26 protein-coding genes and 1 pseudogene are annotated in these 24,223 nt (G+C 45.7%); 14 read left to right on the forward strand and 13 right to left on the reverse strand.

All coding sequences use genetic code 11. The features are described from left to right. Positions 1 to 30 precede the first annotated feature (30 nt). The 13 genes and pseudogenes from ETP43_RS02465 to ETP43_RS02525 all read left to right on the forward strand — a co-directional run bounded on the left by ETP43_RS02465 (position 31) and on the right by ETP43_RS02525 (position 8,604). A complete protein-coding gene (locus ETP43_RS02465; protein ID WP_005333481.1) occupies positions 31 to 729 on the forward strand; it encodes a response regulator transcription factor in 699 nt (232 codons plus the stop codon). Between the two features lie 77 nt (positions 730 to 806). After that, complete coding sequence (locus ETP43_RS02470) at positions 807 to 1,733, forward strand: ABC transporter ATP-binding protein (protein ID WP_008373911.1); 927 nt, start codon at positions 807 to 809, stop codon at positions 1,731 to 1,733. After that, positions 1,726 to 2,577 carry an ABC transporter permease gene (locus tag ETP43_RS02475; protein WP_008373910.1) on the forward strand — a complete coding sequence of 284 codons (852 nt, stop codon included), beginning with the start codon at positions 1,726 to 1,728 and terminating at the stop codon, positions 2,575 to 2,577. Before ETP43_RS02470 ends, ETP43_RS02475 begins: the two co-directional genes overlap by 8 nt. Continuing rightward, entirely contained in the window at positions 2,578 to 3,474 is an 897-nt protein-coding gene (locus tag ETP43_RS02480; protein ID WP_005333486.1) for a sensor histidine kinase, read from the forward strand. A 121-nt stretch (positions 3,475 to 3,595) separates the two neighbouring features. Further along, complete coding sequence (locus ETP43_RS02485; protein WP_022415108.1) at positions 3,596 to 3,886, forward strand: hypothetical protein; 291 nt, start codon at positions 3,596 to 3,598, stop codon at positions 3,884 to 3,886. A gap of 3 nt (positions 3,887 to 3,889) precedes the next feature. After that, positions 3,890 to 4,222: a hypothetical protein gene (locus ETP43_RS02490; protein WP_005333489.1), complete on the forward strand. Its 333-nt coding sequence runs from the start codon at positions 3,890 to 3,892 to the stop codon at positions 4,220 to 4,222. Between the two features lie 229 nt (positions 4,223 to 4,451). After that, positions 4,452 to 4,886 (forward strand): hypothetical protein, encoded by a 435-nt coding sequence (locus tag ETP43_RS02495; protein ID WP_117603928.1) that lies wholly within the window; start codon positions 4,452 to 4,454, stop codon positions 4,884 to 4,886. 3 nt (positions 4,887 to 4,889) lie between these two features. Beyond that, the gene (locus ETP43_RS02500) at positions 4,890 to 5,249 is read left to right on the forward strand and encodes a YccF domain-containing protein (protein WP_055248419.1); all 360 of its coding nucleotides are present in this window, start codon (positions 4,890 to 4,892) and stop codon (positions 5,247 to 5,249) included. Between the two features lies 1 nt (position 5,250). Next, positions 5,251 to 6,060, forward strand: a complete 810-nt coding sequence (locus ETP43_RS02505; protein WP_117603929.1) for an EcsC family protein — start codon at positions 5,251 to 5,253, stop codon at positions 6,058 to 6,060. Between the two features lie 61 nt (positions 6,061 to 6,121). Next, the gene (locus ETP43_RS02510; protein ID WP_117603930.1) at positions 6,122 to 6,466 is read left to right on the forward strand and encodes a hypothetical protein; all 345 of its coding nucleotides are present in this window, start codon (positions 6,122 to 6,124) and stop codon (positions 6,464 to 6,466) included. 25 nt (positions 6,467 to 6,491) lie between these two features. Further along, a pseudogene (locus ETP43_RS18210) lies at positions 6,492 to 6,680 on the forward strand (metallophosphoesterase); the annotation flags it as partial. Positions 6,681 to 7,006: 326 nt separating this feature from the next. After that, positions 7,007 to 7,573 carry an RNA polymerase sigma factor gene (locus tag ETP43_RS02520; RefSeq protein WP_117603931.1) on the forward strand — a complete coding sequence of 189 codons (567 nt, stop codon included), beginning with the start codon at positions 7,007 to 7,009 and terminating at the stop codon, positions 7,571 to 7,573. Beyond that, complete coding sequence (locus ETP43_RS02525) at positions 7,570 to 8,604, forward strand: DUF4179 domain-containing protein (protein WP_129256954.1); 1,035 nt, start codon at positions 7,570 to 7,572, stop codon at positions 8,602 to 8,604. Before ETP43_RS02520 ends, ETP43_RS02525 begins: the two co-directional genes overlap by 4 nt. Before the next feature lie 406 nt (positions 8,605 to 9,010). Here the strand turns inward: ETP43_RS02525 and ETP43_RS02530 are convergent, their stop codons facing one another. The 13 genes from ETP43_RS02530 to ETP43_RS02585 all read right to left on the reverse strand — a co-directional run bounded on the left by ETP43_RS02530 (position 9,011) and on the right by ETP43_RS02585 (position 23,364). Continuing rightward, positions 9,011 to 9,457: a hypothetical protein gene (locus ETP43_RS02530; protein ID WP_117603933.1), complete on the reverse strand. Its 447-nt coding sequence runs from the start codon at positions 9,455 to 9,457 to the stop codon at positions 9,011 to 9,013. 13 nt (positions 9,458 to 9,470) lie between these two features. Continuing rightward, the gene (locus tag ETP43_RS02535) at positions 9,471 to 10,157 is read right to left on the reverse strand and encodes a cell division protein (RefSeq protein ID WP_117603934.1); all 687 of its coding nucleotides are present in this window, start codon (positions 10,155 to 10,157) and stop codon (positions 9,471 to 9,473) included. 20 nt (positions 10,158 to 10,177) lie between these two features. After that, on the reverse strand, positions 10,178 to 10,762 hold the full coding sequence (locus ETP43_RS02540; RefSeq protein WP_117603935.1) for a sigma-70 family RNA polymerase sigma factor: 585 nt from the start codon (positions 10,760 to 10,762) through the stop codon (positions 10,178 to 10,180). Between the two features lie 16 nt (positions 10,763 to 10,778). After that, positions 10,779 to 11,198, reverse strand: a complete 420-nt coding sequence (locus ETP43_RS02545) for a DUF3268 family zinc-finger domain-containing protein (RefSeq protein ID WP_117603936.1) — start codon at positions 11,196 to 11,198, stop codon at positions 10,779 to 10,781. Between the two features lie 251 nt (positions 11,199 to 11,449). After that, positions 11,450 to 11,707 (reverse strand): hypothetical protein, encoded by a 258-nt coding sequence (locus ETP43_RS02550; RefSeq protein WP_181951930.1) that lies wholly within the window; start codon positions 11,705 to 11,707, stop codon positions 11,450 to 11,452. Then, positions 11,697 to 12,065 carry a hypothetical protein gene (locus tag ETP43_RS16990; protein ID WP_136017835.1) on the reverse strand — a complete coding sequence of 123 codons (369 nt, stop codon included), beginning with the start codon at positions 12,063 to 12,065 and terminating at the stop codon, positions 11,697 to 11,699. The genes ETP43_RS02550 and ETP43_RS16990 overlap by 11 nt, the downstream gene beginning before the upstream one ends. A gap of 61 nt (positions 12,066 to 12,126) precedes the next feature. Further along, entirely contained in the window at positions 12,127 to 15,759 is a 3,633-nt protein-coding gene (locus ETP43_RS02555) for a VaFE repeat-containing surface-anchored protein (RefSeq protein WP_243114163.1), read from the reverse strand. Between the two features lie 56 nt (positions 15,760 to 15,815). Next, positions 15,816 to 19,013: a TraG/VirB4 family ATPase gene (locus ETP43_RS02560; protein WP_129256956.1), complete on the reverse strand. Its 3,198-nt coding sequence runs from the start codon at positions 19,011 to 19,013 to the stop codon at positions 15,816 to 15,818. Beyond that, positions 19,010 to 19,630, reverse strand: a complete 621-nt coding sequence (locus ETP43_RS02565) for a DUF5038 domain-containing protein (protein WP_164979575.1) — start codon at positions 19,628 to 19,630, stop codon at positions 19,010 to 19,012. Before ETP43_RS02565 ends, ETP43_RS02560 begins: the two co-directional genes overlap by 4 nt. Before the next feature lie 10 nt (positions 19,631 to 19,640). Further along, entirely contained in the window at positions 19,641 to 21,332 is a 1,692-nt protein-coding gene (locus tag ETP43_RS02570; RefSeq protein WP_005333517.1) for a lysozyme family protein, read from the reverse strand. 1 nt (position 21,333) lies between these two features. Then, positions 21,334 to 22,242, reverse strand: a complete 909-nt coding sequence (locus tag ETP43_RS02575; RefSeq protein WP_005333520.1) for a hypothetical protein — start codon at positions 22,240 to 22,242, stop codon at positions 21,334 to 21,336. 15 nt (positions 22,243 to 22,257) lie between these two features. Then, positions 22,258 to 22,968, reverse strand: a complete 711-nt coding sequence (locus tag ETP43_RS02580) for a hypothetical protein (protein ID WP_005333522.1) — start codon at positions 22,966 to 22,968, stop codon at positions 22,258 to 22,260. A gap of 18 nt (positions 22,969 to 22,986) precedes the next feature. After that, positions 22,987 to 23,364, reverse strand: a complete 378-nt coding sequence (locus ETP43_RS02585) for a hypothetical protein (protein WP_005333524.1) — start codon at positions 23,362 to 23,364, stop codon at positions 22,987 to 22,989. A gap of 448 nt (positions 23,365 to 23,812) precedes the next feature. On the opposite strand from ETP43_RS02585, the gene ETP43_RS02595 reads away from it, so the two are divergent. Continuing rightward, a complete protein-coding gene (locus ETP43_RS02595) occupies positions 23,813 to 24,124 on the forward strand; it encodes a helix-turn-helix domain-containing protein (protein ID WP_179960461.1) in 312 nt (103 codons plus the stop codon). Positions 24,125 to 24,223 lie beyond the last annotated feature (99 nt).

Raw genomic sequence — 24,223 nt, forward strand, 5'->3', positions numbered from 1 at the left:
ATAATATTGTTTAAATCGGAAAATGGAAGGATGAGAAAAATGGAGCAGAAAAACAGAATTCTGATTGTAGAAGACGATACGGATATCAATAATCTTTTATATACGGCATTACAGAAAGCAGGGTATGAGACGGTACAGGCTTTTTCCGGGACGGAAGCGAGGATGCTGTTCCAGATGGATAAGGCGGGCTTTTCTTTGATTCTATTGGATCTGATGCTTCCGGGAATTTCAGGAGAAGAGGTGCTTGCCCAGATTCGGAAACAGGGCAATACGCCGGTTATTGTCCTGACAGCCAAAGACGGATTGGATGAAAAAATCGGGCTTCTTACCAGTGGGGCAGATGATTACATTACAAAACCGTTTGAGATACAGGAGGTGCTTGCCCGGATTCAGGTTCAGCTCCGCCATATGCAGCAGGAGCCGGAACATAAAAGCGTGTCATATAAAAACCTGGAACTGGACCGTGAGCGCTTTGAAGTCCGGATTGCCGGAGTGCTGCTTCCCAAAATTACAAAGCAGGAATTTGCAATTCTGGAGCTTTTACTGGAGCATCCGAAACAGGTCTTCAGCAAAGAAGAGATTTTTGAATATGCGTGGGATGAACACTATATGGGAGAGACAAAGACACTGGATGTACATATCAGCAATATCCGGAAAAAGATAAAAGCAGTAACGCAGGAGGAATATATTGATACCGTATGGGGAATCGGCTACCGTCTGCATTCTTAATCTTTACTCTTTTTTTACTATTTATTTGCGTTTGATTAGGATTTATCCGATATGATAACAGCAGATAAGAAAAGGAGATGAAAGCATTGAGTGAATTGTTATTAAGTACAAATGGATTGACGAAGCAGTATGGTCATCATAAGGCAGTGGATAAAGTAAACCTTCACATAAAAAAGGGTGCTATCTATGGATTTATCGGACGGAACGGTGCGGGAAAGACGACTTGCCTGAAGATGATCAGTGGACTTGCAAGACCGACAGCTGGAGAGATTGAGATGTTCGGGTGTAAAGGAAAAGAACTGGAGAGGATTCGTTCTCGTGTGGGGTGTCTGATTGAAGCACCGGGGCTGTATGGCAACATGAATGCATATACAAACCTGAAAATAAAATGTGAATTGTTTGGTATTCGGAAAAAGGGATACATCGAAGATATCTTAGAGACGGTCGGACTGGAAGGTGTCGGAAAGAAAAAAACGAAACATTTTTCCCTTGGAATGAAGCAGCGTCTCGGAATCGGGCTGGCACTGGTCGGGGAGCCGGATCTCCTGGTCCTTGATGAACCGATCAATGGGCTTGATCCCCAGGGAATTGCAGAGGTGCGTGATACCATACAGAGACTGCGAGATGAACGGAATATGACGATTTTGATATCCAGTCATATTTTAGAGGAATTATCTAAGATTGCAACGGATTATGGAATTATCCATAATGGAAGTCTTCTGCAGGAGCTGACAAGCGAAGAACTGATGAAACGCTGCAGTGAACGGATTGAAATAGAGTTAATCCATCCGGAGCAGGCAGTCCCGATTCTGGACAGAATGGGATTTACCAACTATCAGGTTACAGATAAGAGCCATATCCATATATTTGAACGATTGAATGAAAGCGCCAATGTCAATATGGAACTGGCAAAAGCAGGAATTTTGGTCAATGGAATTTCCATTACCAGTGAAGAACTGGAAACCTATTTCTTGAATCTGACAGGAGGGAATCAAAATGCTTAATATGATAAAAATGGATCTGTACCGGATGGTCCGGACAAAAAGTATGTATGTGGTATGGATTGTGATGGCGGCAGCTATATTCTTCTCCACATCCATGTCGAAACTGGATATTGATACGATGAACAAGGAAGCGGAACAACAGCAGACAGAAAGCATTGCAGAAACAGTGAAACCAGAAACCATCAATATGGGAATGTCCGTATTCCTGCCGACACAGCCGGGAGAAAAAGTAACGGTCTTTGATCAGGTATATGCAAACCTGCAGGCGAAGTTTGTGGCGTTGTTTCTGGTGATTTTTACAGTGCTGTTTTCCAGTGCAGATATAGGAAGCGGTTATATTAAAAATATCGGCGGGCAGGTAAGGAGCCGGAGAAACCTGATCTTTTCCAAAGCTTCCGTGTTGTTTGTGTATACGACTGTTACCATGCTGCTTTATTTCATCATTCAGATTATTGCACAGCAGATGTACTTCGGATATCTGGAGTGGGGGAATGGAAGCGAGTTGCTGAGATACTTTGGTATTCAGATTTTGCTTCATTATGCACTGGTACTAATCAGTATGGCGATTGCGGTGGTTTTGAACAGCAACGTGTTCAGCATGACGATTGTTATCTGCCTGTGCATGAATACCATGATTGTCTTATACGGAGTGATCAATCATTTGATCCAGAAGGCAGGTGTGGAGAATTTCCAGATTTTGAAATATACAGTGACAGGAAAGATTGCACTTTTATCCATGTCACCGACCAATAAGGAATGCCTGACGGCAGTTGTGATTGCGGCGGCGTTCGGAATCGTGGTTACATTACTGACAGCATGGGTATTCAGAAAGAGAGATATCTAAATGATAAAACTAGGGTTCGTGCTATTGATAGCAGTGATACTGGTACAAGGAATGTTATTTTGGAAATACCAGCGGCAGGTGAAAGACATCTGCCGCCAGTTGTCGTTTCTGATGAAGCACGACAGCAACATGCTGATTACCAGAGAAATGGATTTTGGAGGCATTGGTGAGTTGGCAGATGTTTTAAACGAATGGCTGGAACTGAAGCGAAGGGAAAAGAAGGAATACTTGAAGAAAGAGGAGATGATTTCGGATACATATACAAATCTCTCACATGATATCCGTACTCCTTTGACATCCCTTGACGGATATTTTCAGTTAATGGAAACCTGTGAAGACCAGGAAGAGCAGAGACGGTATATGAAGATCATACAGGAGAGAATCGGCAGCCTGAAAGAAATGCTGGAAGAATTATTTACTTTTACAAAACTTAAAAACGATTCTTTTCATCTGGAAATGTCATCCTGCTGTATCAACAAGATTTTGAAAGATACCATATTTTCCTACTACGATGAATGGACGGGCAGAGGAATTGAACCGGAGATACAGATTACAGATAAACTGCTGTTTATGAACGGAAATGAACAGGGAATCCAGAGAATTTTTCAGAATATCATAAAAAACGGACTGGATCACGGGGAGAAGAAAATCAGTATTTCACTGGAAGAAGTTGAAAACAACATCCGGATACAGATAAAAAATCAAGTATGTCATGTGGAAAAAATAAATGTAGATCAGGTGTTTGAACGGTTTTATAAAGCGGATGAAGCACGCAGTAAGACTTCCAGCGGTCTCGGCTTATCAATTGCGAAAGAGCTGGTACTTCGTATGGATGGGAAAATCAGCGCCCGGATAGAAGGGAATGAGTTCTGTGTGGAGATTGTGTTTCCAAAATAAAAGGAAAAATTTATATTAAAGCAAGTGAAAATGGGGAATGACTTTATATAGGTTTCATGGTAGAATTACAGTAGAAAGAGAAGAGTCACTCAGTCATTTGTTGTATGAAAGGATGAGTATAATGTATAAAGTAGAACTTAAATTTGATACAAGCAAGCTCGCTCCGGAAACGGTAAATCAGATGTGTGAACAGGCAGATCAGATTTTTGAGCAGGAGGATTTAAGCTGTGCAGTCAAAGCCCTTGGAAGCAGGATTTATCTTGACCGGGGACGCAAGCAGGACTATGGAAGATTCTGGGCAGCAATCTTTCAGTTGAAAAACTCCGTAGGAATTGCAGAGAATTTGTTAGAGTGTTTCTGGTATAACGGAACAGAAAAGGAGAACCTGATTACAGACTTTATAAGGAACTAACAGATGGACAGCTTACAGAGGAAAGGCATCAATTTTGACCTGAATACACAAGCACTAAAGGAATATTATCCGAAAGGTGACTGGCATAATGCATATGCGGATGTAAGGGACTTTTTTGAAGCAAACGGATTTGAGCATATTCAGGGATCGGGATATCATTCGGTGGAAGCAATGTCAGAAGCAAAAGCCATGGCAGTTATTTATCAGATGACAAAAGAATTTCCATGGCTCAATTATTGTGTGAATGTGTGTACCATATCAGATGTACCGGAACTGTTTGATATCTCGCATGTATTTGCCAGAGAAGCGGAACGGTTGGAAAAGAAAAATGCATGATTTGACAAATTATTTCCAATATGTTATATTCATCTCAAGCAAAAAAGGGAGTAGCTGAACGCCTTGAAAGAGGTGGTTTTGTAACCGACAACCGGTATCGAGAGATACCCGTAGCAAATGAGATAGCAAGACTTTTATTGTGGCAGAGGTCATGATAGGAGTCTTTTTTTATTATGAAATATAGAAAATCTGCCGCAATAGTCTGCTAAAAAGAAAGAGAGGATAAACGATGAGTAACGAAATGATGAAACGGGAAATGCAGGAAGCAGTACAGGCAGGGGAGCGGGCGCTTCAGAGCCTTTACGCAGCAAGGGATAAGTTGGGAAGTGCGAGAAACTGGGGCATTTTTGATATGCTTGGAGGAGGCTTTATCAGTGACTTTGTGAAGCATTCTAAAATGAATGACGCAGCTGCGTTGATGGAACAGGCGAAAAGCGATATTCAGCGTTTTCAGAGAGAATTAAGAGATGTGCAGGTTTCCTTGGATCTGCGCATGGAAATCGGCAGCTTCCTTTCCTTTGCGGATTTCTTTCTGGACGGGCTGGTGGCAGATTACATGGTGCAGAGCAAGATTGCAGATGCAAGAGAACAGGTGGATGATGCCATCAACCGGATAGAAACGATACTTGCTGATGTGAGAAATCGAATGAATGTGGAGGTGTAGCATATGGGATGTCTGGGAAATGTGTTGTGGTTTGTGTTTGGCGGCGCAGTCAGCGGGCTGAGCTGGTGTCTGGCAGGCTGCCTTTGGTGTATTACCGTTGTGGGGATTCCGGTAGGGATGCAGTGCTTTAAATTTGCGGCGCTTAGTTTTTTCCCCTTTGGAAAAGAGGTGCAGTATGGTGGCGGAGCTGGTTCGTTCCTTTTGAATATCATCTGGCTGATCGTATCCGGTCTGCCTCTTGCACTGGAACATCTGGCGTTGGGTGCAGCTTTATGTGTGACGATTATCGGAATCCCGTTTGGTTTGCAGCAGTTTAAACTGGCGAAACTGGCATTGATGCCGTTTGGTGCGGAGGTGTATTAAGATGCGATTATTTGATAAAAGGACACCGCTTCAGAAGGAGTGGGAAAAGCTGGAAGTACAGGAGCAGAGATTCCTTCAGAAGCGTTCAGAGAAAAGGGAGAGCATTCTGAATCAGAAACTGGAGGAAAAGATACCGCCGAAACTTCAGAAAACATTGGATACCGCTTTTGCAAAGGCATTTGCTCTGATTTTCGAGAAAGGAACCGGGGTTATTGAAAAGACGTATCAGCGGGCAAAACTGGAGCAGGATTATCAGGTGCGGCAGTATACGGCGGATGTAAAACAGAATTCCAAATCCCTCCTCTCTTTTTCTAAAAAGGCAAGAGATACGGGAACGAAGAATTTGCTGCTATCCGGTGCGTCCGGAATCGGGATGGGCGTATTGGGAATCGGTCTGCCGGATATTCCGGTATTTACAGGGATGATTTTAAGGAATATTTACGAGACTGCTTTACAATACGGGTTCAGTTATGAAAGCAGAGAAGAAAAGTATTTTATCTTGCTGTTGATACAGGGAGCAGTATCCTCCGGTGAAACGCTTTGTGAGATGGATGGTAAACTGAATGAATTTATCAGAAGTGGAATACTGCCGGAAGAGTATCAGGATAAGGAGCAGATCGAACAAACAGCGGGAGCTTTGTCAAAAGAGCTTCTGTATATGAAGTTCTTACAGGGAATTCCGGTGGTTGGTGCTGTAGGCGGAGCTTATGATGCAGTCTACATGAAACGAATCACAGAGTATGCAGAACTTAAATACCGGCACAGGTATCTGGCGGGGCGGAAAAAGGCAGAGAATAAATTGTTGTTTTGATGTGTGTGGAGTATAATGTGTGCATTAGACAGAATCGACCAGAGAAGGAGGTTGTAAGATTATGGAATGGATAGGATTCATTGCATTAGCTGTGTTGCTTTGTTATTCCTCATATCCTGGGAAGGTAAAAAGGCTTGAAGCAGCGGTGAAAAGATTGGAAAGAAAACAACGAGGTGAAAATAATATGTCAAAATTGATAAATGAATTGGTCAATACGGAGTGTAAAATAAAATCAGATGATGCTTTACAGTTGGTGGGAAGTACAGAAATGAAATGTCTGGTGTTGGATACGGATGATGAGTGGATGAAAGTCCGGTTTACTGATAAGAAGAATAATCAGATTACGAAATTACTTAGAATTGAAAATATTGATGAAATCGAAATATTGAGAACTGAATTGAAATAGGGTGCGGAGAAGTGAATTTATGGAGGAATTTCGATTGCCATTTTGGGGATGAGTTATTGCTCCTGGTCAAGGACTTTTCCCGAAATATGACGCAGGCACCTATACAGAGAATGGAACAACTATGATTGTGAGCAGAGGTATTGGAAACAGTATTATTCTGGTGCGAATCAACAATCGACCGGAAATAGTTATCATGGAATTGAAAGATTCTTAATACGATAATGATTATCTTCTGTGGCGAGGTAAAAATGAAGAAGCTTGGTGTGGTAGGATATAATTCCGCTTCTTCTATTGATTGAGAACATACAAATCTCAGCTTGTTCGAATTGAAAATTTGAAATAGCATATTTATGGTTAGGTTAAGAGGCGGCTCCGCTCACAAAAAGCGAAGGCGCCTTCTTTCATTTATGCAAAGTGGCTCTACACTACTCATAGCAAACAGGAGAACATAAAAATATATTATAATTGAAAATATTTTCAATTTCCTTGTAAGATTTCGTTTTGAAAGCGTAGTACATAGATGAGGCAGAAAGGACGGTGATGCCAGGATTGGACGATAGCAAAATTATTGAGTTGTTTTATGCGCGCTCAGAACAAGCGATTGTGGAGCTGTCGCAAAAATATGGTTCTGTATGTAGCAAAATTGCAAATAATATCTTAAATAACAAACTTGATGCAGAAGAATGTGTTAATGACGCTTATTTAGGCGCATGGAATACAATACCGCCTCAGAATCCAAATCCATTGTTGACGTATATCAGTCGAATTGTTCGTAATCTGTCTATCAAAAAGTATCATTCCAATACATCTGTCAAGCGTAACAGTTTCTATGATGTTGCCTTAGATGAGTTGGAAAGTTGTATTCCATCGGGTAAGACGATTGAATCTGAACTAGACGCAAAAGAACTGTCACGCATTATTGATGATTTTCTTGATACATTGGACAAAGAGAATCGAGTTATGTTTGTGCGGCGTTATTGGTATTCAGATTCTATATCAGATATTGCGGAGAAGTTTCAGATAAGCAGCAACGATGTATCTGTTCGTCTTTTCAGGATTAGGGAAAAACTGAAGAAATATCTAAAGAAAGAGGGAGTGAAAATATGACAAGAAGAAATATCTCTGATGCGATTAGTAATATCAGTAATCGGTATATCGAAGAAGCTGCAGATTTTCAAATTGGGAAAAAGGGTGTAAGAAAACATTTCATTATGAGGAGAGCTGTTGCCGCTGCTGCTACAATTATGCTTGTCTTTACAATGTCTGTTCCGGCATTGGCAGCAGCTGACTATGAACCTGCTTACAATCTGCTCTACAAGGTATCTCCAACAATCGCCCAAAAGTTAAAGCCTGTTAGAATGTCTTGCGAGGATAATGGTATTAAGTTCGAGGTCATTTCGGCTTATGTTGAGGGTAGCGAAGCAAAGATTTTTATTTCTGCACAAGATATTGACGGAGATAAAATTGATGAAACAACAGATCTATTTGACAGCTATAGTATCAATACACCTTTTGATTGTAGCAGTTCATGCGAAAATATAAGTTACGATACCAAAACGAAAACCGCCACTTTCCTGATTTCTATATCGCAATGGAATGAGCAGGACATTATAGGTGAAAAAATCACCTTTCGTGTCAGAGAAATGTTGAGCAACAAACAGGAGTATGATATGGTATTATCTGATTTGGATATGAACAATATTAGCACTGCACCTGAAACAGTTACCCCAACTCACATTTTTGGTGGCAGTGGAACAAACTATAGTGAAGTCGAAAACAATTTCCGTGCATTGAAAGCAACAGGTATACTTTATTCTCCTGTTGAGGGTGTGGATATTACAGCTATGGGCTATGTAGACGGGGATCTGCATATACAAGTTAGATATGAAAACGTTTTGAAAACTGATAATCATGGTTATATTTATTTTCAAAATAATGAGGGTGAGAAAATCACTTGTAATGCAAATGTTGAATTTTCTACTGATAGTGAATATCAAGAGAGATATGTAGAGTATATTTACGATTTGTCAGATATTGAACTAGCTGAATATGATGCATATGGATATTTTGTGACGAGTGACACACTTATCACAGGAAATTGGAGTGTAACTTTCCCATTGGAAATGGTAAGTCCGTAAGTTATAAGTAAGGATTTGACCTCGTAAGCGACAAATTTCAGTTGATCGAACAGATCAAATTAGAAACTTTTGAGTTATAAAAGCAGGAAAGGGTGTTAGATATGAAAAAGATTGTGTATGTTTTGGGAAGTATAGAAATTATATTGGGCTTGCTTATGATAGCGGGTACTTCTCTTTTGAAAGAAATAATGCCACTGTTAGGAAGAGTAGCATAGCAAGCAGCAGTGGCGGGTGGGGATAGTGCAGAGGAGTACCAAATGTCCTGCACTACTGTAACTGTTATTGCGGTTGTCTTGATTGTTATTGGTGTAGTACAATTTGTATACTCTTTCATCAAAAAAGAAAACATGTAAATAGGTTAAGCCTCCTGCGCTGTTTTACACAGTTTGGGAGGCTTAAATTTTGTCTAAACGGATGTCTCCGGAAGTTCCGGCAGTTGATCGGTGAGTTCTTCATATCCGAGAAAATCTCCGGCACATGGCATCGATTGCCCTGTCCCCTGCTGTGGTTTCCGGAAGTACAGCCGATACCGATGTCCCGCTAGGAGTTTGATATTCTTTTCCAGTGAGAAGGCGTATTCCTTTCCGTTATCACTGGCAAACCAATATTGCTGGTTTTTCCCGAAGAGTGTCTGTTCCCGTTTCGTGCAGCTTACGTCCAGTGACAGATAAGCATGTGTATGGATCAGGTGGTAGAAACTGAGTGCACGCAGGATGCTGCAGATTCCGATTAAGAGACTCATAAGAATGAAGAGTCGGTCGTGGGTGGCAATTCCGAAGATGCACCCAAAAAGTACACAGAAAAAGCCGATTGCACTGATGGCAACCAGCTTTGTAAAAAATGGTTTTGGCATAAGGTTCCTTCCTTTAACATGTATGAAATGTGATTTGTTTATTCAGGTACAAATTAGCAATAGCCTGTAGCACTGGATACTGGGTATGGTGAATCTGGACATCATCCACAAGTGTTTGGTAAGTTGTCTCCGGTTCTGTGTATAACTCATCCATAATATCCGATTCGTTGTGGATTACTTTTTCCTGCTCCATACTTGTGACAAGCTCAGCGGTCGTGAGGGATACCTTATCAGCCAGCTTCAGAATGGTATCTTCCATCGGTGAAGAGGGTATATTCTTTAAATATCTGCCAAACTCTTTTGCACAAATACTTCCTTCCAGATAAAGCTGAATGCAACCAAAGAGCCGGATGGGAAAGGTATCCTTCAAGGGAATAATGGTCAGACTGCCGAGAAGGCGATATAAGGCATCCACCCCTGTCAGTCCAATTCCGCTTACAACCAGACCACGTAAGGAAAGTCGGTTTAGATAGTGTTGGAAGGATAAGCCTTTCGGATCTTCTTTCTGTATCTGGCGCAGGGTATAGGCATCCTGGAGTTCATGGAGCGTCAGAATCTGAAAAGCAAGACAGCTCCAAAGTAGCAGTTCGTCATCGGATAGTCCATATTCTTGACCATTGTTGATTACAAGAGGAATGGATTTTCCGCCTGTCGTTTTTTGAAATTTTAAGGTTCCGACAGCAGTATAAAGTGTCAGCATAAAAGTTCCCTCCTTCAAAGTTAAGTCAGAAGTGCATAGAGTGCATCATCCTGCTGTAATAGTTTCCGTGCTTTGCTCTGCCATGCCCGTACACGATTGGCTGGTACTTGATAGTGCCTTGCAAGGTCAAAACTGGTATAGCCCTGCTGCTGCAGCCAAAGGGAAGCGATTCCCTTTTGGATGGTGGAGCACTGACCGGTACCAAGCCGGGAGATATGTTCCAGCAGCAGTGTCTGGGCGGTATCCGTTTCCGGCTGTGATGCCTGTGCATCTTCGTAGGAGAACAGTTCCTGATAGGAGAGGGATTCCCCTTCCACCGGAGTTTCCTGAAGAGAACACAGCATGGAGCGGTCACGGGCAGTTTCCCGCCAGTAGTCAAAGATGGCGTGGCGGATAAGGGTTCTGGCATACGGCAGGAAAGGTCTGTCCTTATCAAAGCGGGCAGCCGCCCGGCACAGAGCCAGATAACCGATCTGGCATAATTCCTGCTGTTCCTCCTCGGATACATAGGCGGAGGTTCGTGTCATGGAACGGATCATTTGCGGCACCAGATCCATGGATGTTTCCACCAGTTGTTTTTGAGCGGTATTCAGTGGTATAGTCATCTTCTGTCACCGCCTTTCAACTGGCCGCCCGGAGGCGGCAGGGAATATGGTTGTTTTTCAGGACATCTGCGGATGCCTGGATAAGCTGGTCACACATATAATTGCTGAACTGTCCGATGTGTGCCTGCTTTTCTGTCAGGCAGAACTTGTCTGCCACCCATCGGTAGGCTTCCGCTTTACTCAGGATTCCCTGTTTCCAGATCTCATCGAAGATCCGGTGTGCCTGAATCCGTTTCTGCCGGAGTTCCCGGTTGGCAAGAGTCCCTTTGGGAGTTCTGGTTCCCGGATGCACGCCGACATAGGAATTGCAGGATGGATAGTGGGAGCAGACATAAACCTGTCCGCCATGAGAATGCGTTCCATATACAAAGGATGCATCTCTTAATATTGCTGTTCCGCCGCAGTAAGGGCAGCGGATGATTTTTGGTTTCTTCATCTGTTTTCACCTCGCTTGTACATACACGATACGTAACGTGTACGTGAATAACCAGTACGTACTGTATACTTATATTGTAAGTAAGCAGGTGATGAATTCCCATAGGACGCAAGCGGATACTGATCCCAGATTCGGACTAAATGGCACGAATCCCCATTTTTCAGATGCCGGGATAGAAAATTGCTCGGATGAGCGGGAATAAGCCGCTGTCTGTGAAACGTGGATAATTAACCGGTGTAAAGATGAACTTCTCACAGAAAATCCGTAGCAGGAATAAGCTGATCAGTACCAGACAGAGCAGGTAAGTGTTCCTGCGCCTTCTGGTCCATGGCTTTTTCGGACGGAATTTCATATACAGGACAAAAATCATGGGAATAAATATCAGGTTCGTAAAGACCTGATCGATACATTGGATGATTGAAATTACGTTTAACATAGGCAGTGCCTCCTTTCTTTACATATCCTGTACGTATAAGAGCCTGAAAGTGCAACTTTTTGTTACCAGTCATATTGCTGGTTCTCCTGAAGCCGGAGCAGTGCCGGAATGGGACATGGCTTTAAAGGCAGCTTCTGAGCGGCCAGATAGGGCAGATAAAGCTCTGTAAAAGCAGCAATGCTCATGCTTCCGGTACATTCGGTTGGCTCCGGTATCCGGGGAAACAAAAGCGCTGCATCTGAAAGAGGGAGGATGCAGGGGCTTCCCGTTTCATCCGGATGGAATAAAAAGCCAGAGTTCTCACAGCTTTCCTGTGCGTTACAAGTGCGGCACCAGACGTAGATACAGGAGTGCCAGTTCCCTTCACAGAGGTTCAGAAAATGACGGATGTGCTTGGCATCTGTCTTGCAGTGGGGGTGTTTCATATTCATCACCTACTAAAGAAGCAGGCAGTTCCATGTGGGAGCTGCCTGCAGGAGTCTTCGTTATGAGTTACTGATGTTTCTTTTTGCGTTTGAAGTAAACGATGCCCAGGACACTTGCACCTGCAAGTGCAGCTATGGCGATTCCGGCATACAGGAGAAGCGGCGTCTCATCGCCGGTCTTTACAGGCGGAGCTACCGGAGGCGTCTCCGGTTCTTTCGGAAGCTCTGTCATGTGTACGGTCTGACCTTCATCCTTCAGATCCTCATGGGAAGCAATCTCATGCTCGGTTTTTCCGTCTGTATAGTAGAGCTTTTCAAAGACAACCACATCCTGTCCTGCAAGAGCAGAAGCGTCGAAGGTAAAGGTAACTTCCACAGAGCCGCCAGCTTTTTCTGCTTTAAATTCTGCCTGAGCGGTAACTGGTTTTCCGTCTTTTAACAAAGCCTCTCCGGTTTCCTTATTCATCAGGGTTCCGATGACTTTGTACTCAGATCCAGGCATCAGACCATGATAAGTGACCGTATCTACGATAGTCGCTTCCTTGGAAGCAGAGACATCCTGATCCCCGTCACTGCCGTCTTTGGCTGTGGTTTTGATTTCCGGGAAGTAGATGGTCTGGTTGGCATCCTTGATGTCCGCATGTACCGCTACTTTGTGTTCTTCATAGCTAAGTGTTTCAAAGGCAACGAGTGTTTTACCGGAGAGAGCAGAGGCATCAAAGGTAAAGGAAAGCTCGACACTTCCACTTAGTTCTTCCGGTGTGAAGCTTGTTTCCGCTGTCACAGCCTTTCCGCCCACCTCGAACGGTTTTTCGGTTTCCGCATTCATGAGTGTGCCTGTCAGTTTGTACTCTTTGCCTGGGATCAGGTTTTCGTATTCCACCAGATCCGTAAGCGTCAGTTCCTTTTCCGGTTTTGCATAGTGTGTGCCGGAAGCAGCATCTGTTGCAGTGGTTTTGATTTCCGGGAAGTAAATAGTCTGTCCTTCATCCGCAATGTCTGCGTGTACGGCAACTTCCTTGTCTTTGTAAGCCAGGGATTCAAAGACAACTACCGTTTTCCCTTTTAAGGAGCTGGCATCAAAGGTAAAGGTAACCTCTACCGTACCAGCGGATTCTTTTGGCTTGAAGGATGCTTTTGCTGTCACCGGTTTTCCGTCTGCTTCGACTGGTTTCTTTGTTTCTTTATCCATCAGAGTTCCGGTCACTTCATATTTCTGGTTAGGAACCAGCCCCTTAAAGGAAACCGTATCCACCAGCGTGATTTCTTTCTTTGCACAGGAAATATTGGAGTTCGTGTCCGTATCTTTCGCAGTAGTCTTGATTTCCGGGAAATAGATGGTCTGGTCTTCATCGTTGATGTCGGTATGGACTGCAAGCTGCATCTCATCCTGATATAATTCCTCGAAGACTACGGTTGTTTTGCCCTTTAAGGAAGTTGCATCAAAGGTAAAGGTTACTTTGACGGAGCCGGAGGATTTCTTTGCAGTAAATTCAGTTTCAGAAATCACCGGTTTTTCATCCACAAGGATTGGTTCCCCGGTTTCTTTATCCATTAAGGTTCCGGTCAGTTTGTATTTCTGGCCCTTTTTCAGTCCTTCGTATTCCACAACGTCTTCAATGGTCACTTCTTTTGCCGGCTGGCTCATGTGTGTACCGGTCTCGGCATCCAGAGCAGTCGTGCCGATCTCAATGGCATCATCGGTCAGAGTTCCAACCTGTATCAGAACAGAATCCTTATAAACCTTGACTTCAAAGGTTAAAAGATCCATGCCTTTGTTGGAATCACAACGCTGTTCCGCCAGAGTGTAAGTATCGTAAATGAGAGCACCTTTGGAATCATCCGGTTTGGAGGTGCCGAACCAGATGCCGTCTTCCGAAGACTCACCCCGGTTGGTATTTGCGGTATGTTTGTTCCATTTGGAGGAAGTGCTGGCATAACCGTTGGCATCTGTCACAATCACATGGCTTTCGCCTGTTGTTTTGGAAGTGATCTTAAATGGCACATTTGCTAGACGGTTCTGGCTGCCGTCAGCAATCTTGACAAATTCCAGATCCCCGCGGATGACCTGATTGGAGATGGAATTGTCTTTTGCAGTCAGTTCCACGATTTTTCCCTGTTCTGTGATGTCAAATTCTACAGAGATCTTTCCGCTGTTCAGATAACCGGAAGGTGCAGTTGTTTCATCCACACGGTAATGTCCGAATGGGAGAGCATCTTTTGCAGTTGCAGCAATACCGGATTTATCTGTAGTAAGGGTAAGGACCACCTGATCTTTGGTATAGGATTTCCCGTCTACCAGTACAGGATTGTCATTTAAAGTAGTAATTGTAAAGACCGCACCTTCCAAAGTGGCAGAACCCTGCGGTTTTGCTTTTCCGGTTTCGATGTCACGTTTCTGGATTTTGACTCCGCCACGAATGACGGATTCTTCTGCGGTTGAAGACTGGTATACGGAAATGGTTTCCTGATTGCCCTCCGCTTCAATCTTTTGTACAAAAATAGTTGGATTGAGCTGATAACCCGCAGGGGCTTTGCTTTCCTGTACAGTTACAGTACCAAGTGGAAGGCAGACCGTTTTGCCGTCACTTGTATAATAGAAGGCATCGCCGCTTATAAAATAATCTTTCGTAAAATGCATCTTTCCGGAAGCGTCTGTTTTTAATACCCAGGTACGTGCCGGTTTCTTTCCAGCTTCTGCAGGATCGCTGTCAGACTGCTCGGTATAGAACTTGACTGTAAATTCTGTGTTTGCAAGGGAAGCTGCTCCCTGTGGGGAGGCTTTCTTTGTTTCAGCATCCAGCTTTTCAAGCACCAGATCCATGGGATTATTCTGCGGAATCTCTGTTACGTTTGCAGCAGAAGTCTGTTCTGCTTTTACAGTGACTTTGTGAGCTTTGGTGTCTACAATGTAGCCTTTGGAAGCAGAGAGCTCTTTTACGGTATAATCGCCTTCCTCCAGTTCGCCGGATCTGGCATACCCGTTTTCATCGGTGGTCAGTTTCTGGATGAGCTTCTCACCCTGATAGATCCCATACACAGCACCCTTTAAGCTGTAATTCGGATTCCCGTCCGATACGCTTCCGTTGGCAGAAGATTTTTTCAGTTCGATCCAGCCGTTTGGAACCTGATACCAGCTTCCGGCAATGGTCTGGCTGCCCTGTCCCGGAACGATGAATGCCCGAAAGCCTTCCGGCGGGTTCGGAAGTCCCTGGATGGCACTGGCTACTTCCAGTGCTTTATCAATATAGGACTGCGGAGCGCCATGGAAGGCTCCGGTGTCAGCAGAATTGCCGGCATAGATGTAAGCGACAACCAGATGTCCGATGACATAGCTGTTGTCATCACTCCAGCCGCTGAAATATTTATCCTTGACGACTTTATCGTAGCCGTAGCCGCCGTTTAAGTAGTAGAGAGCTTTTCTGAGCGGGGAGTTCTGGCTTAAAAGGTCATAGGAATAGGAACCAGAGGAAGGTGTTTTCCTCAGTGGTTCCACGCAGTAAGCAGTATTGCTCCCGTCAAAACTCATGCGGGAGGTAAAATAGCTGCCGTAAGGGATATTGGCACCTGCCTTATAGCTGATGGTGCCGTCGGCTGCATGAACCGGAAAACTGCCGGAAAACAATGCGCCGACTGCGACAAGGACTGCCAGCAGCATAGCCAGCGTCCGTCTGGTATAGGATTTGTATGTCTGTAACATAAGTCTCCTCCTTCTTGAAGTTCAAATGAAAAGGGCAGCGTCAGTGCTGCCCAAAGTTACACGGCCTGTTTCTTCTGCTTCGCAAGGATTTCCAGAAGCTCCTGCCGATCTGTGGTAATCAGCTCCTTTTCAAGATTGGAAGCCTTAAATTCCACAGTGATGTTATTGTTGTTGGTTGAGATCAGACCGTTTCCTCGTTGGAAATGGGTGATGTTCATAACTTCCGTTTCCGACAGGTGCAGGATGGTCTTCACTCGCTGCGCCTCTTCATCCTCCATATTGAGAATGATCTTGGTCTTGCAGTTGTTGATGATGCCTTTGCCGTATTTTCCGTCATCCAGAGCAAAGAAGTCGTTTAAATCCTGCGTGGCAAAGATGCCGGCTCCAGAGTAAGCCCGGATGATCTTGGCAATCTCCAGTACGAATTCCGCTGCAAGTCGGTTGCTGGATGCACCGATGAGCTGCCAGACCTCATCGACAAAGATGGCTTTCTCTTCGGTACGGTTTTCCTTCGCTTTATCCCAGACATAATCCAGGGCAACGAACATGCCGACCGTTAAAAGATCGCTGGAACCGGTCAGTTCGGAGATATCCAGTACCGTATATTTATTGGTCAGGTCCACATTGGTCTGCTGGTTAAAGGAAGAAGCAGAACCGTGAACCAGGCGGTTCAGGATATGAGCCAGACGTTTGGTATCCTCGCTTTCCAGCAGGACATTGTAGACATCCTCCAGAATGGGCATCTTTTTGTACTGCTCCGGATGCTGCGGATCTGTCAGGGATTCATTTTTATGTGTAATCCCTTTTAAGGCATAGGTTTTGATCAGGGCTTCATCCAGAAGCTGCTTCTCCTCATGGGACATATCCGGGATCAGCAGGCTGAAAAAGATATGAAGCCGCTGAATCTTGCCAGCCAGTGCGGAGGCATCGAGGGTCGGTCCGTCTAAAAGTTCATTTACAGAATTATCCACCTTTCGGATTTCCATGATGTTGATACAGTTTTTGCTGGCAGGGGAGATCTGGATAAATTCTCCGCCGACATTCCTTGCAGCCCGGTAAAATTCGTGTCCCTTTAGGGGAGCGATGATGAACACCTGGATGCCTTTTCTTCGCATCCTTAGTGCCATGGTCTGCATGGTGAAGGTCTTTCCTGCTCCCGAACAGCCTAAGATACAGATGTTGCTGTTCTTGTACTGCCTGGAATCAAAGATATCCGCAATGACCAGGGAATTGTTATGCTTGTTTACCCCAAAGAGGATTCCGTTATCATCGCAGATACTGTAGCTGACGAAGGGATAGCAGCTTGCCGCCCCGGAAGTCAGTACGTTCCGCTTGGACAGCTTAAAAAGCTTCTTGTCCAGATTTGCCAGCGGCAGGGAGGAGAGAAAGCCCTGTTCCTGTAAAAAGTAGCAGGAGTGTAAGTTCATATCCTGCGAGATCAGGAGCTTTTTCATTTCCTGAATCCGCCATTGCAGTTCTTCCAACGTGGAAGCAGTAATGGTGATGAGAAGATTCATGTAATAGAAATCTTCGTTATTGGCAAGCCCTTGTTTTAAGAAGTAACCGGAGCGGATCGCAGAGTCCAGATCGTCATAGTCAGTGTTGGTATCGGACGCATCCTTTAATTTGGAACGGTTGATACGGATCTGCTGACCGAGACGCTGCTGAATCTTGTCCTTTGGCTGTTTCTGGAGAAAGAAATCAATATCAATCCCTTCCCCGGCATTGACAAGGAGTGACAGCCATCCGGGAGTTACCCGGTTTTTGTAGCCGTCAGACGGCACAAGCAGGTAGGAATGGTAAAGCCCATTGATCTGCACATAATGGGAGTGCCTGAAATCCACACTTTCCGGTGCGAGAAACTCGTTGATCCGGATGTGATCCAGTTCCTCCATGCGATTTTCCTTTGTATAGGCGGACAGTACAGTGCTGATCCGGTCCGGAAGCGGAACCTCCGTACAAAGGGTACGGTTTAACAGTGTGTACAGGACATCTGTGGTAAATTTATCCTCATTGTCATGGGTGACCACTTCATTCCCGCACTGGTACAGAAAGGTTTTGGCAGTCTGGGATGCCGTCTCAAGGGCGGCAAGGATTTCCCGTTCCTCCTCCTTCCGGTTGGCGTTGAAGGGTTCATACTCAAAAATCAGAAAGAACCGTCTGGATACTGCTTCTCTGGAACTTAAGTTCTGGACAAACTGGATGTAGTCACGCTGCAGTTCCTGACAATGAGGATCGGTTTCCCGCTCCAGCTCCAGCCGGGACTGCTCCAAATGCTTATTGATGTCTGCTTTTTTGGAGATCATCTTGATCTGGAGTTTGACCGGGCTGATCTTTAAGTAGCTGATAAAGCTGTAAATGATGCCCTGCTGTTCTCTGGCACTTCGAAGCAGGAAGTTGATTGGTTCAATCTCCAGGATCTTCACGTACCGTCCGTCTGTGGTATAGACGATCCCGTTTTCGATTTTTTCCACCGGAAGATAATCCTCCAAGGTCTGGTCTTTCTTTCGCTTTTTTCGGGAAACGGGGTTTGCCGTGGCAGATGAGGCGTCCTTCTTGGAAACCACCTTCTTTTTCTGCTCTTTTTTTGCCGCCCGCTTTTCGGAAACTGCCCGTTTTTCTTCCTCCTTTCGTCTCCGGGCTTCCGTTTTTTTCTGGATTTTTATCTGTTTCGCCGCCTCTTTTTTCTGTCGGCTGGCTTCTTTCTGCTCCCACTTCAGATAACGGATATCTTCCTTTGCCTGTTTTTTGATGCCCCGCTTGGTGGAGGTATCAAACTGCCGGTGTTCTTTTTTTTTACTTTTTGGCGGGGCTGGTGCGTCCGGTTCAGACTGCGGGGGAGCCGATGCCATTACTTTGGAAGGCTCTGCCATTTTTTCTGCTTTCCGGTGTTTCTTTGTCTTTGGCTCTTTGAAACGTGGTTTCCTGCGTGGCTTTCCTTCCGGAAGACTGTCGGACCTCCAGATTACCCTGCGGTTCACTACAAAACGCAGGGCATTCATCAGAAAGGAAGTGATGCTCTCTCCGCCGATTCCAATCAGGGCTACCATTGCCGCCGGAAGTGCGGTCATGCAGAGAATGATGATGCGGGCAGTCAGGGACAGCGGCAGGTGGAAAACAGGGATACCGATTGCCAGGGAAAGAACAATGCTTTCTATGGCATTGCGGATGTCAAAGGTTCCGTTTAGAATCTTGCCTTTCTCAATGAAGTTGGGCGGGATAAAGGAAACCGGTGTTTCTTCTGGCTGTGTCATGGCTGCACCTCCTTTTTCGTATCTTTCGCATCTTCGGAAGGCACAGAGGCACTGCCGGATTCTGTGTCCGGAGCTTCCGGGCTGTCAGAAGTATCCGGATACCCGCCTTCCTGCAAGTGTTCGATGTCCTGCGAAGTCAGTGATGGCAGGGAATCATCGGTCTGCTTTTCGTAAACAGTCGTATCTGCAGAGACCTGTACCCCGTCTTCTCCAAATAAAAACACACCTGTCGGGGTGTGGTAGGTAACCGGAAGCGTATCCTGATCGGAAAGTGAAAACATCAGGCAGACGGTTGTTTCGGTAGGGTAGCTGGTTTTTCCCGGCAGGAAGGTGATGCTTGTCTGTTCTTTTTTGACATATTCTTTTAGGTAGACAGGAAACTGCTCTTTGAGAGAAGCAATCTGGCTGTCGGAGAAAAATGCTTTTAAAGCATCAAAATCCAGATATTCCGGCATGGGGGTATCGGAATTTGTTTCTGCTGTTTCTTTTGCCGGTTCCCTGCCTTTGTTTCCGGAAACTTCTTTTTTCTGGCTTTTCCAGAAACTGGGGAGAACCAGTCCGGCAAGCAGCAGAAACAGCATCAGAAAAATGGAAAGAATCACTTTTGTTCTGTTCATAATGGCTCCTTTATTTTTTGTCGAAGATCCAGTAGGCATTTGCCGTGGCATGGATTTCCGACATCATATCAAATTCACGGTTAATATAGTTCTTTGCGTCACTGTCATTGGGATCATTGACCAGTACCTTGCCGTTTGCCGTAACACCCCGGAGTACGATGAAGTGTCCGCCGCTGGTGAAAAGTCCTGCCCGCTGAGAGGAGATGACCGGACAGCCTTCGGAGAGTGCCTGAAGTACCGTATTGGCATTGCTGGTCTGTGTGACGCTGCCACAGCCGAAATGACTGGCTGCAGCCTGAAAGTAGCTCCAGTAGGTTCCAACTCCCGGCTTGTAATAGGAATTCCCGCACCATGCCACCGCATCCGGAGGGGTAATGGTATTCCCGGTCAGGTAGCTGGCGATCATGGCAAAGCTGGTAGGCCCGCAGCCGGAAGATGCGATGGAGCCGCCGCCATAAGGAATGTTCCCGTAATCGGTCTGGAGATAGTGCGGAATCTGCATTCCGTTTGCCGGATAGCTTCCGCCGGTATTGGTAATCTGATAATACCGGAGAACATGCTCCACATATTCCTTGTCCCCATACCGGTCATAATGCCAGTTCGGACGGGCACACATCATATCCGAATAAGCAATGGCGTTTTCTTTGGTATAACCGCCGTCACGTTCCATTGCCCAGTCGATATAGCCGGAGCCGTAATTGTAACCCTGAAGCGCCAGCTTGATGCGGTCCAGGTCGGTAGGTCCGGTACATCCTGCTTTATCCAGTGCATACTTTAATTCCTGAATCCCACATTCGATGGAATAAGCAGGATCGGTGATGCCGTTGGGGACATGGGGGTATTTCTTATTAAAGCCGCCTTCTGCCGCCTGCATGGGATCGCTTCCACGCCCGCCGCTTTCCTGCATCATGACTGCCATGAGGAGTTCCACATAAGCTTCCATGCCGTATTTCTGTGCGACCTGCTGGATGGTAGCCCGGTAAGCCAGCACCTCATCGCTGACACCTACCGCCATGGCAAGACCGGAAGCGGAGCCGCCAAAGAACATGGTCAGGTTTTCCACATAACTGTCTGCCGTTTTTTTCTGCTTATCGGTCAGATGAAAGACGTGATCTGCAAAGTAGGCATCTCCGGCATAGCTGACCGTGTAGGTATGGCGGGTAAAAGTAACCTTTCTGGGTGGTGCATTTTCCTCTTCCGCCGGAACTTCCACCGTGGCCGTTTCTGAAGTAACGTCATAAGAAAAAAGCCCGTCCTCGTTTTCCCGGATCAGGCTTTTGAGTTTGCTGATATTTATATTTTTATAGTCATCCTGGCTGGCACAAAACTGTGCGATGAGCTGGTTCGCATTTACGATGATACTGGAAGCGTAAGGATCGCTGATAGAGGCAGTATCTCCTTCCGGGAGTCTGGCAATTTCCGCATTGATCTTAGCAAGCAGTGCATCATGGCTTTCCTGAAGCACCTCCACGATTGCCTGATTGGAAGCCCGGATATTTTCACTGATTACCGTGTTGCTGGTCAGTGCTCCGGTATTTTCAGAGAGGTCTCCGAAGACGAGTCCCGGAAGCATGACAAGGAACAGAATGGGAAGCATCAGTACACCGCCGACGGCTGCTCCAGTTTTCGCAAGGGTGCGCCTGTGCCGGAATACTGTACCGATGACAGCAAGAGGACTGCCCATCAAGGCTGTTTTTGGCATGTTACATACGCTCCTTTCGCTGTGGGGCTGGCGGCAGTTTCTGGACAATGGATTCATTGTAGGCTACTTTGCCGCTGCCGGAAGTATATGGTGTTTTTTCGACCGTATCCTGTGCATACTGCTTGTACCAGGTGGAACCATCCACGGACTGTACCGTAGAGTAGGAGCCCTGAGTAGGAGCTGCATACTGGTCGGCATGGTACAGGGCAAAATCCCGGTTTCCGGAGCTTCCGGTTTCGGTACCGGTGATCCTTCCGCCACCGATTTCTACATTATCATAGGAAGAACCGCCGCCCGGATTGATGCCCATATAGGAAGTAAAGGCTTTCTGTGCGTCTGCTCCCTTGATGGAACCTACCTGACCGTAATTTCCCTGTGCAATGTTGCTGATGACCTGATTGGCAAAGTCTCCGCCTTTGTTCAGGGATGACTGGTAGAGCATGTTTCCGATACTGCTGTGTTCGGTATAACCGGTTGCGGAATTGACCGCTTCTCTTTGTACCTGTCTTCCCACTGCCCCGGCAAGCCCGCCGGATAGGAAGCTTCCTGCGACAGCCGCACTTCCGGGAGAAGAGGCTTTGTGGTAGCCGCCACCACCATGGGAACGCATGGAACCGGTCAGGCTCCGTCCTGCAATCAGAAGTTCAGCCATCATGTTTCCTCCGGTATTGCCGACATTGATGCCAAGCGATGCCAGAAAAGAATCAATTTTCTGGGATACCTTTAAAAAGGCAATGGCACACAGGAACCAGACGAAGACATTTCCGGTTACCGCTTCCTTTCCCTGACTGGCAACTGCCGCTTCCACGTCTGCTTCCGTAAGCTCCGCTGCAAAGACCGGCATGGAGCAAAACAGTACCAGACAGGCAGTTAGTACCAGGAATGGTATGAGTTTCTTTCTAAGTTTCATTTTGGTCCTCCTTTCTTATAGGGATAACGGATTGGCAAGGAAGGTGCCGACCATAGAAGTAAACAGCCGCAGGCACCACGCATTCATCAGAAGCAAAAAGAACTGGCCGCCAAGCATCCGGCACCAGCTTTTGAAGATATTTCCGGTTGACTGGCTGGCACCCATGGAAAAAGCTGCCGGGGCTGTGTAGACCAGTACCCCCAGAAGAATATAGCGTTCTGCCGCTTCAAAGAGCAGTTTGATGTAGTTCCACGCCAGAATCAGTACCAGAATCAGTGCAATGATGGCTACCGCCCCATTTGCACAGACTCCCAGGATGACTGTGACTACGGAGTTAAAATCCGCAAATTTTAAAGGCGGCAGGTCTTCCGTCAGAATCCAGTTGTACGGTGTTCCTGAAATCTTCAGGAGCAGATCCACAATATCTTTCGCATAGAAGGTGAGAAAGATAAAGAGGAAGGAACGGATGGACAGCTTAATGGGATCTTCCGCTTCGATACCGGCTCCCATAAAGTAATTTTTAAAGAGCTGCCATACCCAGTTTAAGAGGATCAGCCCGATGCCCAGTGCCAGAAAGACCTGATACATGGTCTCGGCAGCAGGAAAGTAGCGAAGAAACGTATCCATGGAACAGCCCAGAGCACCGAGGACTGAAGTGGTGATCAGATCCAGAATGTTCATGACCTGTTCGGCAATCCATTCCACGATTCCGTCAAGTATTCCCATAGTGGCATCTCCTTTCGTCTATCCGTTCCATTTTCCGCCTGCAAAGAACGGGGTGATGTAAGCCATGATAAAGCCAAGCCCGTTTAAGATCGCCCAGGTAATGACGATACGCTTGAGCCATGCACGTGATTCGTCCACGGTTTTTCCGCTTTTGGAAAAATTCATCATCAGAAGGGCAACCGATGCCGTTACGACTGCAGCAATGGTGGAAATGAGGATAATCTGGTTATAGACATCCTTCATGATCTCATTGGCTTTGGTCCAGATGGTAGCGGCAAAAACCGGCTGTGTGTATCCGCAGAGGACTGTGACAGCCAGAAATGCAGCATACAGGCATCTGCCATAATTGACATGCCGTTTTGTGTCCGGCGGAGCGTTTTTCAGTTTGTGTTTCACGTAAAAGTACCTCCTTTTTATAAGAGCGGCAGGAGAATTACCTCCCCTGCCTTTGCTTATGGTTTTCCTGCCTCAAGAAAGGACGCAGCCCGGTCAATGCAGGCTGCGTCCTAAATCAAAGTATGAAATTGTAAAGATCCTCCTATCTTACAGAAAAAACGCAGCTTATTTGCCGCAGGAGAGGCTTCCCATACGGCAGTGCTGCGTTTCGTTCTGCATATAATTTTGACAATATCAATTTTAACATGGGTAAATTACCGCTACAATCGCAGGACTGTGCCAGTTACAGACGATGGAGTGCCAAAAATGTGACCAACGCTAAAAGCGTTATAAATGCAATCCTTATGGATACTGTAAGCGTGATTTGCAACCAATTATACTGGATTTACATGACTAATGCTTTAAGCGTTAGTGAATACTGGAAGGAGGAGGTGTGCGTGTGAAAGGAATGGGAAAGGCAATCCGCAGGTACAGGGAAGAGGCAGGAATTACGCAGGAGAGACTGGCTGAACTGGTGGATATCAGTACCAACCATCTGGGTGCGATTGAGCGGGAAGTGAAAACACCTACGATGGAAACATTTGTAAAGCTGTTGAATGTATTAGGTGCGGAACCGAATGAAGTGCTGAAGGAAGTGATTCCTCTTACCAGAATGGAACATACTTCTGTAGTGGAAGGAAAGCTGGAAAGGCTCACACCGAAGAAGCAGGAAAGCGTGCTTCGGATGCTGGATGTGATAATTGAAGAGATGATGAAATAGAAGCTGTCTGCGAAATTGCCGCAGGCAGTTTTTTTGAAAGCTGTATATGCAATAAAACACATAAAAATATGCGATTTATGATGAAAGTGATTGCAAGAT

This window comes from Blautia faecicola (assembly GCF_004123145.1).
Taxonomy (GTDB): Bacteria; Bacillota; Clostridia; order Lachnospirales; family Lachnospiraceae; genus Oliverpabstia; species Oliverpabstia faecicola.

Bases quoted from the DNA above. Each gene is read 5' to 3' on its own strand.
- ETP43_RS02465 (WP_005333481.1), top strand. From the start codon at position 31: ATGAGAAAAATGGAGCAGAAAAACAGAATTCTGATTGTAGAAGACGAT.
- ETP43_RS02470 (WP_008373911.1), top strand. From the start codon at position 807: ATGAAAGCATTGAGTGAATTGTTATTAAGTACAAATGGATTGACGAAG.
- ETP43_RS02475 (WP_008373910.1), top strand. From the start codon at position 1,726: ATGCTTAATATGATAAAAATGGATCTGTACCGGATGGTCCGGACAAAA.
- ETP43_RS02480 (WP_005333486.1), top strand. From the start codon at position 2,578: ATGATAAAACTAGGGTTCGTGCTATTGATAGCAGTGATACTGGTACAA.
- ETP43_RS02485 (WP_022415108.1), top strand. From the start codon at position 3,596: ATGTATAAAGTAGAACTTAAATTTGATACAAGCAAGCTCGCTCCGGAA.
- ETP43_RS02490 (WP_005333489.1), top strand. From the start codon at position 3,890: ATGGACAGCTTACAGAGGAAAGGCATCAATTTTGACCTGAATACACAA.
- ETP43_RS02495 (WP_117603928.1), top strand. From the start codon at position 4,452: ATGAGTAACGAAATGATGAAACGGGAAATGCAGGAAGCAGTACAGGCA.
- ETP43_RS02500 (WP_055248419.1), top strand. From the start codon at position 4,890: ATGGGATGTCTGGGAAATGTGTTGTGGTTTGTGTTTGGCGGCGCAGTC.
- ETP43_RS02505 (WP_117603929.1), top strand. From the start codon at position 5,251: ATGCGATTATTTGATAAAAGGACACCGCTTCAGAAGGAGTGGGAAAAG.
- ETP43_RS02510 (WP_117603930.1), top strand. From the start codon at position 6,122: ATGGAATGGATAGGATTCATTGCATTAGCTGTGTTGCTTTGTTATTCC.
- ETP43_RS02520 (WP_117603931.1), top strand. From the start codon at position 7,007: ATGCCAGGATTGGACGATAGCAAAATTATTGAGTTGTTTTATGCGCGC.
- ETP43_RS02525 (WP_129256954.1), top strand. From the start codon at position 7,570: ATGACAAGAAGAAATATCTCTGATGCGATTAGTAATATCAGTAATCGG.
- ETP43_RS02530 (WP_117603933.1), bottom strand. From the start codon at position 9,457: ATGCCAAAACCATTTTTTACAAAGCTGGTTGCCATCAGTGCAATCGGC.
- ETP43_RS02535 (WP_117603934.1), bottom strand. From the start codon at position 10,157: ATGCTGACACTTTATACTGCTGTCGGAACCTTAAAATTTCAAAAAACG.
- ETP43_RS02540 (WP_117603935.1), bottom strand. From the start codon at position 10,762: ATGACTATACCACTGAATACCGCTCAAAAACAACTGGTGGAAACATCC.
- ETP43_RS02545 (WP_117603936.1), bottom strand. From the start codon at position 11,198: ATGAAGAAACCAAAAATCATCCGCTGCCCTTACTGCGGCGGAACAGCA.
- ETP43_RS02550 (WP_181951930.1), bottom strand. From the start codon at position 11,707: ATGACTGGTAACAAAAAGTTGCACTTTCAGGCTCTTATACGTACAGGA.
- ETP43_RS16990 (WP_136017835.1), bottom strand. From the start codon at position 12,065: ATGAATATGAAACACCCCCACTGCAAGACAGATGCCAAGCACATCCGT.
- ETP43_RS02555 (WP_243114163.1), bottom strand. From the start codon at position 15,759: ATGTTACAGACATACAAATCCTATACCAGACGGACGCTGGCTATGCTG.
- ETP43_RS02560 (WP_129256956.1), bottom strand. From the start codon at position 19,013: ATGACACAGCCAGAAGAAACACCGGTTTCCTTTATCCCGCCCAACTTC.
- ETP43_RS02565 (WP_164979575.1), bottom strand. From the start codon at position 19,630: ATGAACAGAACAAAAGTGATTCTTTCCATTTTTCTGATGCTGTTTCTG.
- ETP43_RS02570 (WP_005333517.1), bottom strand. From the start codon at position 21,332: ATGCCAAAAACAGCCTTGATGGGCAGTCCTCTTGCTGTCATCGGTACA.
- ETP43_RS02575 (WP_005333520.1), bottom strand. From the start codon at position 22,242: ATGAAACTTAGAAAGAAACTCATACCATTCCTGGTACTAACTGCCTGT.
- ETP43_RS02580 (WP_005333522.1), bottom strand. From the start codon at position 22,968: ATGGGAATACTTGACGGAATCGTGGAATGGATTGCCGAACAGGTCATG.
- ETP43_RS02595 (WP_179960461.1), top strand. From the start codon at position 23,813: ATGGGAAAGGCAATCCGCAGGTACAGGGAAGAGGCAGGAATTACGCAG.